At 57.1% G+C, this 8,226-nt stretch carries 9 protein-coding genes; all 9 read right to left on the bottom strand.

The features are described 5' to 3' along the window. Positions 1 to 80 precede the first annotated feature (80 nt). Positions 81 to 899, bottom strand: a complete 819-nt coding sequence (locus HMPREF2527_RS00150) for a hypothetical protein (protein ID WP_070505422.1) — start codon at positions 897 to 899, stop codon at positions 81 to 83. A gap of 621 nt (positions 900 to 1,520) precedes the next feature. Next, complete coding sequence (locus tag HMPREF2527_RS00140; protein WP_070505418.1) at positions 1,521 to 1,922, bottom strand: hypothetical protein; 402 nt, start codon at positions 1,920 to 1,922, stop codon at positions 1,521 to 1,523. 188 nt (positions 1,923 to 2,110) lie between these two features. Beyond that, on the bottom strand, positions 2,111 to 3,022 hold the full coding sequence (locus HMPREF2527_RS00135; protein WP_070505416.1) for a hypothetical protein: 912 nt from the start codon (positions 3,020 to 3,022) through the stop codon (positions 2,111 to 2,113). Between the two features lie 398 nt (positions 3,023 to 3,420). After that, complete coding sequence (locus HMPREF2527_RS00130; protein ID WP_141744411.1) at positions 3,421 to 4,410, bottom strand: hypothetical protein; 990 nt, start codon at positions 4,408 to 4,410, stop codon at positions 3,421 to 3,423. 408 nt (positions 4,411 to 4,818) lie between these two features. Next, a complete protein-coding gene (locus tag HMPREF2527_RS00125; RefSeq protein WP_070505412.1) occupies positions 4,819 to 5,067 on the bottom strand; it encodes a hypothetical protein in 249 nt (82 codons plus the stop codon). A gap of 24 nt (positions 5,068 to 5,091) precedes the next feature. Further along, a complete protein-coding gene (locus HMPREF2527_RS09725; protein WP_168161073.1) occupies positions 5,092 to 5,259 on the bottom strand; it encodes a hypothetical protein in 168 nt (55 codons plus the stop codon). A 611-nt stretch (positions 5,260 to 5,870) separates the two neighbouring features. After that, positions 5,871 to 6,329 carry a hypothetical protein gene (locus HMPREF2527_RS00115; protein ID WP_070505408.1) on the bottom strand — a complete coding sequence of 153 codons (459 nt, stop codon included), beginning with the start codon at positions 6,327 to 6,329 and terminating at the stop codon, positions 5,871 to 5,873. A 253-nt stretch (positions 6,330 to 6,582) separates the two neighbouring features. After that, positions 6,583 to 6,900 (bottom strand): hypothetical protein, encoded by a 318-nt coding sequence (locus tag HMPREF2527_RS00110; RefSeq protein ID WP_070505406.1) that lies wholly within the window; start codon positions 6,898 to 6,900, stop codon positions 6,583 to 6,585. A 217-nt stretch (positions 6,901 to 7,117) separates the two neighbouring features. Further along, positions 7,118 to 7,840, bottom strand: coding sequence for an exonuclease domain-containing protein (locus tag HMPREF2527_RS00105; RefSeq protein WP_070505404.1), 723 nt, complete (start codon positions 7,838 to 7,840; stop codon positions 7,118 to 7,120). Positions 7,841 to 8,226: the final 386 nt, after the last annotated feature.

Genomic DNA, 8,226 nt, shown 5'->3' with positions numbered 1-8,226 from the left:
GGGGGGGGGTATAACCTTGCTGGTTATACCCCCACCCTGCCGGGTGCCCCCCTGGTGTGCAGGGGGGGGCGGTGTAGGGGTTAGGCGGCGGCGTTGTTGGCAATGCGGCGGATGCGGCGCCGGGCCCAGAAGGGGAAGGCGTTATCACTGAAGACCTCTTCAGGGGTCGCCTTCGGGATGATGGAGCCGGTCGGAAGCCCGTAGCGGCGCTCCAGCTCGGCGGTTGCCTGTGCGGTGATGGTCGGGGTCTGACTCATCAGGTGCTGGCGGAATTCCTCTAGTCGCTGCGGGTCCTCGAAGAGGGCGGCGGGCACCTCGGCGGCAAAGTCGATAAATGAGAGGTGCGGGCTCAGGTCGGCGGGCTTGCCGGGGCTGAATCGGCGGCCCATGTGGGTGGTGAGCCAGTGCCAGATAGGTTCTTCCTGGGTCTGGACGCATACGCACAGGGTGGCACGAACGACGTAGCGGACGTATCCGGGCTGGTGAGAGGCGGTGGTGTAGTGGGTGGGAATCAGTGCCAGGCGCCAGGTCGTGTTTCCTGATTCGTCCGTATGTCCTAGCCTCTGAATTGCCTGGGTGAAGCGTTCACGGGCGGGGACGATAGCCAGGTTATCGGGGTCTTTCCACACCGGACGGAGGATAGGAATAATGTCCTGTGCGGTGGGGGATTCTGGGATGTTGAGGGTAATTCCTCGCCTGTTTGCCTGGTGGGTGATGATGCGGTCCAGGGATGCGAGAATCTGGCTCGGGGTGCCGTTCGGGCTCGCCTGTACGGTTCTCACCGTGCCGTGGATGTTTTTGCGCCTGTAGGTGAGGGCGTAGGCGTTCTCAGCCGGTACGGCGGTAGGGTTAGGGTTGTGCGGGTCGGTGATGGGGGTGAGGGTGGGCAGGTCGCTCATGGCGTGCCTCCTTTACATTTCGTCGGTTGGTTGATGCCTTCAGTGTCCCGTTTTTGGGGCGGCGCTTTTGGGTTTCGACAATGTTTGTCCCTTTGCTAAATGAGGGTGTGGCAGCTTCAGGCTGCGGGGGGGGGTGGGGCACCTGAAGGGCTGTTTTTGACCTGCTTCAGGTGCCCCGGCTCTGCTACCGGGTGGGGGTTAGATGGTGCGTAGGTCTATCCCGGTGTACGAGCGGATGAGCATGATGCTGTTGAGCATGGAGCGGCAATCTGAGCTAGTGGAGGGCACTGTGATGCTGAGTCCGGTACATGGTTCGCCTGAGAGCCAGATGCGGGGGTGTCCAGAGCCGCCCCGGGTTATCGGTAGCCCAATCTTTTTACAGCGCCTCAGTAGGTCTTTCGTACTGCTGGGCATGGAGCCTTTGGTGCGGGTTTTGCGTGCTGTTTTGGTCATGATGGGTTTCTCTTTCGTACCGAGTTTTCTTTACGGGGGTGTATCGGGTGGGTACGCTCTTATCTTCTAAGTTTTTCGGGGTCTCATTTGAGGTTTTGATGCTCTTGTCCCTTTCCTAAATTGGCTGCACCAAAACCCCTTGAGGGGGGTCCAGCTCAGCCGGGGGCGCTATAGCGCTCGGGGCGGGTATTTCGGGTATTTGAGGTACACGCCCGCTACGGTGGGGCTCACCTTCAAGTACGCGGCGACGCGGTCCACCAACAGGTGAAGCATCTGAGCTGAGTCACCCGCTACGGACGCTTCCAGACACGCACAGTAGAAATCTTCATGCCCTGCAAGCTCTTCTAGAAGCTTCATACCGTCCCCGCAGAAGCTCATCAGCGGCGACGAATTGCCGGGTAGAGGAATGACCTCCATGCGGATAGGGACGGTCACCGGCTCACTCTTACATGCCTGTGTGGGGGTGACGGGCATATCCATCACGTCGAAAAAATAGGGCACCGGGTAAAAGGTCTCACCGGCGGGAAGACCCGAACCGGTCACCGGGCGGGCTTGGGGTGTATCAGTCATGATGTGCTCCTTATCGTATGCGTTGCTGTTGGGTCTATCGTCTCGATTTTTCGGCTGCTCTTTTGAGAAAAATAGGGCTTGTCCCTTCCCTAAATTGGGTATGAAGAAGGGGGCATCTCAGCTCTGAGATACCCCCCTCTTCCCTCTGCAGGGCGGCGGCGAGCGCCGGGCGGTGCAGCCCCTAGCCTCTAGCCCTTCAGTTCCTTCTGGTATGCCTTCAGTGCTGCGTCGAGCTTCTGGCGGGTCTGCTTGATTCGCTTCTCCAGGACCCCGCCGGGGCGGTAGAAGTCTTCCCCGGCCTGAATGACCTTCGCCCATTCCGTCTCATAGGTTTCAGGGTTGCCGGTGAACGGGTCCTGCTCGAATGCCGGGCGGTATTCTGGGCGGCGGTTATCGTTGATCGGGGGCCAGCGGTGCATGTATCGGGCTGATTCCTGTGCGAGGACTTCAGCGAGCGTCTTCAGCGCATAATCGTGGGTGTACTTGTTGTCCGCTTCTTCGAGAGTGGCCCCGACAATGTGCGAGACGGGCACTTCAAAATCTCGGCTTTGATACAGGCTGAAGTAGTTCAACTTAGCCATGTCGCCGCCAATGAAAGACATGGGGTGCAGCTTTCCGTCGTTGAAACGTACTGAGGCGCTACCGTCAGCCGGGTTAATGGATTCGACCTGGCCTACCCGAAAATCAGTCGTGCGGCCATGAAAGGTGATGCCCACGCCCACCTGAATAATGGAGCCAACCTGCACCTGAATGGTGTTGGTCAAAGGCATAGAGGGGCCGGTCAAGACGGGGGAACCGTAGTGAGGCAACGGGTCAATCAGCCGCCCCATAAAAATGTCGGTACGTTCTTTCCCCTCCTTGGTGATGTAGTTATAGAACCTCTGGTTGTCCTCGTACATTTTCCGGGCGTTTCGGGTAAAGAGCGCCTTCATGCTACGGGCGCGGCGGCGATTTTCGTCGAGGTCATCGAGGAAGGGGCGGGCTGCGTTCCACCTCTTGCTCAGCTCAACGTCGCCGGTAGGGACCAAGGTGCCCCGCAAGAAGGTGTCGGTAGCCAGCAAGTGGTTCAGCGCTTCACGTGCGCTCTGGTGGTTGTCCATGATGATTCCTCTCTCTAAAATTTCAGGTCATGGCCTGTCGGTATCGACAGGTTCATCTTCTCGATTTTTTCGCCACCGCTAGATATATTTTTCGGGTTTGTCCCTTGAGTAAATAAGGGATTCAGAAGAGGCAAACCCTACCCGGGTAAGGATCCAACACCCCGGAGGTTAGGCATGACCGCTCATGCCTGCACTTTTGCTGCAGAACCCCACCTAGAGCTCCTTGATGCACCGTAGAGAGCACCTTGTGTCCATAAGGCTGCTATACCAAACGGGTCAGAAGAGGGAGCGAGCGCCAAGGCCCGTTGATCTGGAAGCCGTTAAACAGATGATGGCCGCACACCTAGATGGGGTGTGCGGCCGTCAAAGGTTCCCTATAGATTCACGGAGGGATTGCTCTACTGCTCCTTGTAGAGATCAGGATTGTGCAGCACTTCGCTGATATAGCGTTTATTCATCTCTGATTGCAGATGGTCAGCCTCAATTTTAGAGTCCCACTCTGCCTGGCGCTTTGCTTCCTTCTGGCGGAACTTGAGAATCTTATAACGCACCTCAATCGGGGCCTCTTCATCAAGAGCGATCAGCCTATCTACGGTGTCTTCATACAGGGGGACAATTCCACCGTAGGCCCGCGCCTTGCCTTCACTATCCCAGCCGTAAAGCTCGTTATGACCGCCGTAGAAACGGTTCCGGTACTGCTTGACATCGTATTGACGGCTGAGGACAAAGCTATTTGACAGTGCACCGCACATATCTTCAAGGGGGAGACTCACCAGGTGCGGGTTGCTTTCGATGCAGACGAAGCCTTTAGCTCCGGAGTAGTCATACACATGGGTAGGGGTACCACATTGCATCAGGTAATCCTTCAACCACTCGTTATAGGAAGTCACACAAGAGCTGTCCTTGATATAGAGCTCAGAATTGCCCAACACCTCTTCAATGAGGATTCGAGCGATATCAGACTGCTTGCGGCGGGATTCACACTCGGCAGCCCACCGTTCAGCGCGCTCTGCTTCCCGTTTACGAACCCCAAAGATCACATTACGTACCTTGCTCGGGGCCTCTTCATCAAGAGCGATCAGCCTATCCACAGTGTCTTCGTACACAGGAACAATATCACCGTAGACCTTAGCCTTACCTTCACTATCCCAACCGTAGAGGGAGTTGTGGCCACCGTAGAAACGGCCCTGATACTTTTCGACATCGTATTGACGGCTGAGGACAAAGCTCTTTGACATTGCACCGCACATCTTTCCAAGGGGAAGGCTCACCAGGTGCGGGTTGTTTTCGATGCAGACGAAGCCTTTAGCTCCGGGGCGATCGTAGACGTGGGTGGGGGCACCACCTTGCATCAGGTAGTCTTTCAACCATTCGTTGTAGGAAGTCATGAGGTCGGTCATCCTTTCTTATATGGAGTCTATAGTGTTTTCACTGGGTTTGTATCGGGTACGGTCAGGTGAACCACCAGCGGTGAAGCCCTAGAGCTAGGTTCCTGCTGCTGGTTGGATTCAAAGGGGCACCAAATCTGATCTGATTCCCCCTGCTGTGCGTCGGGGTGGTGGATGGCGGTTTCTCCTTTATCGTGTCGTGTTGTTGGTTCCATCATCTTTGATTTTTTGGCCCCTACCCTGAGATTCGACATGGAATGTCCCTTTCCTAAATCCCCTCTCCGTGCTGCTTGAAGCAGCCCTGGCGAGCGCAAGGCGGGGCGGGTGGGTAGAGCCCGCCTACGCGCTCGCCGGGGGTGGGGGTGCCGTGCCGGATGTTTGTTGGTGCGGCACCCCGCGTCTTGGGGTTTAGGCGCTTTCCTGTGCGGTGCTTTCCTGTGCGGTGCTTTCCTGTCCGGTGTTTTGTGCGCGGATGCTGGTCTGGATGATGTGGTGGCATGCGTCCATCATGGGGATGATGGCGGGGTGCTGGTCGGTGCTGATTTTGGGGGTTTTCTGCTCCAGAAGGTAGCCGAGGTGTGCCGCCCAGCCGTAGAAGCCTGCGAGGTAGTCGTCGTCGTCGAATTCGGCGTAGGGGTTAGGGGGGTTCCAGGACATGGCTTTTTCCTTTCGAGAGGGGGGTTAGCGGTTGATGAGGTGTGCGGCTTCGGCTTCGGCTTGCTGTTCGGTGCGTGCAGAGAGCAAAGCGACGGTGACCCAGAAGAGGGCGAAGAAGCAGGAGGCGGCAAGCATAATGAGCATGGGCTCAAGGATTGCCAGGGGGTTTTCCAGGGTTGCCAGGGGGTTCATGGTGTGTTCCTTTCGGTATGTGTGTCGTGTTGTGGGTCTATCGTCTCGTTTTTGGGGCGGCATTTTTGGGGTTTACCCTCGTTTGTCCCTTTGCTAAATAGGGTGTGGCTGCGCCCCTATCCCCTACCCCCCGCCCCCCTCTATGGCGGGGGGGTGAGGTGCTACCGGATAACCTGCAGGGGGTTAGCGGCGGCGGAACAGGCGGCGGATAAGAGCCGAACAGCGGTAGGCGAGAGTGCTACGGCGGGCATCCTCTTCGAACACCGCCCGCATATCAAAGCCGCCCCCGTTCTTGAACCGGGTCGTACAGCACACCCCGGCATCATTGGGAATGTCCGTAGATATGACATTGAAATGCTCGACGGGCATTTTAGAACAGGTGCAATAGGTAACGCGGTAACTCATTTTTTCCTCCAATTAAGACATTCGGTATAAGGGGGTTATCCGATATGCTTATCGTCCCATTTTTGAGCGCACCGAATTATTGATTTTGCCTACTTGTCCCTTCCATAAATGAGCGTTTTCAAGACATAAAAAAAGGGGGTGTCAAGAATACATATGAATGCATTCTTTACACCCCCTACTCGCTAGGGTTTTATCACCCTTTCCTTTTAGTACAGGCTAGGGTACCGAAGCAGCGAATGCCCCTCAGTGCTACGGGCATAAACCTCATCTTCAAGGACCGTCAGAGTACTCTGACCGACCGGAACACCCGCCGGGTGCTCAATCAAAATCTTGCAGTTACTACAGAAATCGCAACCGCTCTCCATGTCAGAGAAATCCCACAAAACGCTCCACCGTTCACGCTCCAGCTCAGGGACGTTCTGAGCCTCCACAATGCCAGGCATCCACTGCACGTTTTCACAGTATGCCCACCGGCCAAAGCCCACAAAACCGACCCTCACGCGGGTGCCTTCATCATTGGGCCACCGGTCATCATCCCACCTGAAATCCGTGGGGTAGCTGTCATTCTCACTCATGGGCTTCACCGCCTCCGTCAGCTGCTGAACCACCTCACGGGTGTCCGCCTCGAACGTTGCATAGCCTGATGCCGTGGAGATATTAGCCATCTCAAAACCTCTTCTATCGGTGCCTGTAGGTACACCTCTAGAATCCCGCCTCACCCCACCCTGGACCCGCACTATAGGGGCTCATGTCCCACCCCTAAAGATCCACCCAAGAGCAGGCACAAAAAACCACCCCCTAGCAAGCCGCACAGAGACCATACACGCACGGCAACAGCGGCGAGCGCCAGGCAAAGGCCAGCGGGTGCAGTGTAAGGGTGGGCGGGTGTTTGCTAGGGGTGGTGTGGGTGTGTGGGGTTTAGGTGGTGTGGGTGTCGGGGAGGCGGCGCCAGCCTAGACGGCTTAGGGCGGCGGTAAGTTCGGCGGTGGTTGCGGGGGGCTGATCTAGAGTGCGGGAAATGGTGAACTGGGTATCTTCGCCAAGGGCCGGGTAGTTGCGTAGCAGGACGGTTAGATGTCCTTCGTGGGGGTCTGGAGTGAAGACGTGGTAGGTGGGTGACTGGAAGAAATAGCCGTCAATGCAGGCGGGCTTAGTTTCGGTGATGAGGGTGGTGCGAATGGCTGCTAGGGCGGCGTCAATGATGGCTTCTCGCATCACGGGGGCGGGGGTGTTCATAGGGGTTTTTCTTTCTGTGTGGGGTTGGGTTTTCGGTGGAAAGGCGGGGTACTTCTGGGATTTCGACAGGTATGTCCTTTTGGTAAATTAGGCTGCTGCGCTGCTGGACTCTACCCCCTGAGCCGGGGTGTTACCCACCCCTAGAAGGGGGTGGGTAACACCCCGGCTCAGGGGCGGGGCGGGTGGGATTCCCGCCCCTAGCCGGGGCTCTGAGACCCTAGCGGCGTACAGGCCATTCAGGGTGGCACGTGATGGTTTCGTCGCCCCTGGAAGCCCTCAGGTAAGCCTGAAGGTCTTCCATCTGGACGGCGTACCATTGCCGCTGTGCCACGTGCAGGCTCGAAGCGTCCACCTCGAAAAGCTCAGGGGTCTCAGCGGTGAGCTTCACGCTCAGCTCAGCGGCGGCACGTGCGTCAGCGGTGGCATTGTGCGCCGCCTCTCCAAGCTCCACGCCATAGGCTTCACAGAGGGCACCAAGGTTACGGCGACCCTTCCATTTCAGGTGTGCCTTGCGGTGCATGGTGAGACCGTCAATCAGACGCAAACCGCCGCTGTAGATGTCCGCAAAATCGTTACTCAGAGCCAGGCCATTGCGGCGGCTCTCATGGAGCAAAACCGTCATATCAAACGAACCATTGAAGGCAACGACCGGCATGCGGTAGCGGGCGCACTGTGCCAGAGCCGCCAGGATTTCGGCAATGCCTTCACCGGCGGGCATGCCCATGCTTTGGACGTATTCGGTGCTCAGACCGTTTACGGCGGTAGCGGCGGCGGGCACCTCAATGCCGGGGTTGATAATCCAAGTACGACGCTTCACAAGGGCGTGGGTCGGGCTGTAGTACAGCAACGACGCGCTAATGATGCGGTCTTCCTTTTCCTGAACGCCGGTGGTTTCAGTATCGAAGGCTACATAGCCATTCTCAAACCAAGTACGTGCCATTTTTAAATCCTTTCCTCTACATATCATGACATGATATGTAATCAATTTCCGAAATGGTTCAAAATATGACAATTGTTAATTGTCATGTCCTGTTTTCCATGCTCTTATTGTGCATTTTTTGATTTTGTAGAAATTATTATTTTTGGGGTTTGTCCCTTTGGTAAAGTCCCTAAAATCACGGGAAAAAAATTTTTTCGGGGGTAACGGTTCGGCTGCGCCGCCCCCGGGTGCTTAGGCGAGCGCCTGGCACCGTCTGGAGCCGCCCCGGGTGCTTCATACCCCGCCCGGGGTGGCTGCGCCCCGCTTCCATTCGGTCATGGCGAGCGACTGGCGCTATCTGGAGCCGCCGGGGCGCTCCCCCCCCCCCCCCCCCCCCCCCCCCCCCC

Origin of the sequence: Rothia sp. HMSC071B01 (assembly GCF_001808945.1) — a bacterium.
In the GTDB taxonomy this organism is placed as follows: Bacteria; Actinomycetota; Actinomycetes; order Actinomycetales; family Micrococcaceae; genus Rothia.
Note: the sequence above shows the minus strand (reverse complement) of the source record. Positions and strands in the feature narration are given on the sequence as shown.

Excerpts from the sequence above, each read along its gene's own strand:
- HMPREF2527_RS00125 (WP_070505412.1), bottom strand. The coding sequence starts at position 5,067 with ATGTCCTGGAACCCCCCTAACCCCTACGCCGAATTCGACGACGACGAC.
- HMPREF2527_RS00115 (WP_070505408.1), bottom strand. The coding sequence starts at position 6,329 with ATGGCTAATATCTCCACGGCATCAGGCTATGCAACGTTCGAGGCGGAC.
- HMPREF2527_RS00150 (WP_070505422.1), bottom strand. The coding sequence starts at position 899 with ATGAGCGACCTGCCCACCCTCACCCCCATCACCGACCCGCACAACCCT.
- HMPREF2527_RS09725 (WP_168161073.1), bottom strand. The coding sequence starts at position 5,259 with ATGAACCCCCTGGCAACCCTGGAAAACCCCCTGGCAATCCTTGAGCCC.
- HMPREF2527_RS00135 (WP_070505416.1), bottom strand. The coding sequence starts at position 3,022 with ATGGACAACCACCAGAGCGCACGTGAAGCGCTGAACCACTTGCTGGCT.
- HMPREF2527_RS00140 (WP_070505418.1), bottom strand. The coding sequence starts at position 1,922 with ATGACTGATACACCCCAAGCCCGCCCGGTGACCGGTTCGGGTCTTCCC.
- HMPREF2527_RS00130 (WP_141744411.1), bottom strand. The coding sequence starts at position 4,410 with ATGACTTCCTACAACGAATGGTTGAAAGACTACCTGATGCAAGGTGGT.
- HMPREF2527_RS00105 (WP_070505404.1), bottom strand. The coding sequence starts at position 7,840 with ATGGCACGTACTTGGTTTGAGAATGGCTATGTAGCCTTCGATACTGAA.
- HMPREF2527_RS00110 (WP_070505406.1), bottom strand. The coding sequence starts at position 6,900 with ATGAACACCCCCGCCCCCGTGATGCGAGAAGCCATCATTGACGCCGCC.